This window comes from Actinokineospora sp., from assembly GCF_050699995.1.
GTDB lineage: Bacteria > Actinomycetota > Actinomycetes > Mycobacteriales > Pseudonocardiaceae > Actinokineospora.
The window spans coordinates 1-1,752 of record NZ_JBOHGC010000600.1 but is presented as its reverse complement, the minus strand read 5'-3'; the positions used below and the strand labels follow the sequence as shown (position 1 = coordinate 1,752).

The 1,752-nt window shown below is 67.9% G+C and carries 2 protein-coding genes; both read left to right on the top strand.

Annotated features, from left to right (window positions below; genetic code table 11):
• Nucleotides 1–63: 63 nt before the first annotated feature.
• On the top strand, nt 64–525 hold the full coding sequence (locus ACRDSQ_RS28960; protein ID WP_431425409.1) for a PKD domain-containing protein: 462 nt from the start codon (nt 64–66) through the stop codon (nt 523–525).
• Nucleotides 516–1,736: an IS110 family transposase gene (locus tag ACRDSQ_RS28955; protein ID WP_431425408.1), complete on the top strand. Its 1,221-nt coding sequence runs from the start codon at nt 516–518 to the stop codon at nt 1,734–1,736. The genes ACRDSQ_RS28960 and ACRDSQ_RS28955 overlap by 10 nt, the downstream gene beginning before the upstream one ends.
• Nucleotides 1,737–1,752 lie beyond the last annotated feature (16 nt).

Sequence of the window (1,752 nt, the reverse complement as noted above, 5' to 3'; positions counted from 1 at the left end):
GTCCCGCCCAACGCCTGGCCCGAACCCGTGGGTTTCCACACCCAGGACGCCGACACCGGCTCGATGGGCTGGGTCCCCTACGAGGGCCCCGAGCACTTTGACCACACCTACGCCCGACCCGGCTCCTACACGGTCACGGTCACCGCCCGCTCGACTGCCTGCGACGGCACGTCCATGCCCCAGGAGGGCTCAGCCACGCTGAAATGGCACCTCGGGGATGGCCGACCGGCGTCGACCGCTGCGCGTTATGGGACACGTGCTCATTGGCCGACGCCCAAACCGAGCCGTCTGATTGATGATCCACCCAGACGTTGCGGCTGGCTCGTAGCGTCGAGAGATCCTGGCGGGCCGGCTCCCGAACCGTCTGCCGACCGTTGTTGGTCTGGCTTCCGAACGAGGTGCCCAGCCCGTCGGGTCTCGCCGTGGTGTGGCTCGAAAGAGGCGCGAGCGCCGACCATTCTGAAATCAGACATGCCTGCCGCGGTCCTCCACCCACGACGACGAAGGAGCGGTTCATGGCAGTGATGATCGGCGTCGACCCGCACAAGGCATCGCACACCACGGCAGCCATCGACGAGAACGAGGTGACGTTGGGCGAGCTGCGGGTGCGGTCGGCCGCCGGCCAGGTCGACCGCCTGTTGGCGTGGGCGGTTGTCTTCGCCGAGCGCACGTGGGCGGTGGAGGGAGCTGGCGGGCTGGGCTATCTGCTGGCCCAGCAGCTGGTGGCTGCCGGGGAGCGCGTCGTGGACGTGCAACCCAAGCTGGCGGCCCGGGTGCGGCTGTTGGCGACGGGCAACTCGAACAAGAACGACCCCAACGACGCCCGCTCGGTGGCTATCGCCGCCCTGCGCTCGCCGAACCTCATAGAGGTGGTGGCCGAGGATCACGCGGCGGTGATGAAGGTGTGGGCCAAACGCCACCGTGACCTGGGCCGGCACCGCACTCGCATGGCGTGCCGGTTGCACGCCGTGTTGTGCGAGCTGATCCCCGGCGGCATCGCAGGCGAGATAACCGCAGCTCAGGCGGCCAGACTGCTCGAGGAGGACATCGAGCCCCAAGGCGCGGTCGAGGCGGCCCGGTATGAGCTCGCTCTCGAGTTCGTCGAAGACCTGCGCCGCATCGACGCCCAGATGCGCGACACCAAGAAACGAATCGCTGCTGTGGTCGTCGCCTCCAAGACGTCGACGACCGAGCTATTCGGGGTCGGCCCGATCGTGGCCGCCACGGTCATCGGCGACGTCGGTGACGTGTCCCGCTTCGAGTCCCGGGATCACTTCGCCGCCTACAACGGGACCGCGCCCATCGAGGTGTCTTCCGGGCCCCGCAAGATCTACCGGCTGTCGCGGCGCGGGAATCGCCGAATCAACCATGCCATCCACATGGCTGCCGTCACCCAGATCCGTTTCCGCCACAGCGACGGGCGGACCTACTACGACCGCAAGATCGCCGAGGGCAAGACGGGCAAAGAAGCGATTCGGGCGCTCAAGCGGCGCATCAGCGACGCCCTCTACAGCCGGCTCCAACAAGACGCTCGACGGGCCGCCAACGCGAAAGGCACGGGCCCGGGAGGGCAAACAGGGAACGACTCTGTCGCCAGCGTGACCGGCTCACACCCTGAACACCGGCTCTTCGGCCAAGCCACTCCCGGACCCGACGCGACCCTACGACACAACGCCACATCGAACCGCCCCAAGAAGGCGGCCCCGCCCGCGCGACGGGTCCGAAAAGCCTCTTGACAACAAAGAGGCCTCG

Bases quoted from the DNA above. Each gene is read 5' to 3' on its own strand.
- ACRDSQ_RS28960 (WP_431425409.1), top strand. From the start codon at position 64: ATGGGCTGGGTCCCCTACGAGGGCCCCGAGCACTTTGACCACACCTAC.
- ACRDSQ_RS28955 (WP_431425408.1), top strand. From the start codon at position 516: ATGGCAGTGATGATCGGCGTCGACCCGCACAAGGCATCGCACACCACG.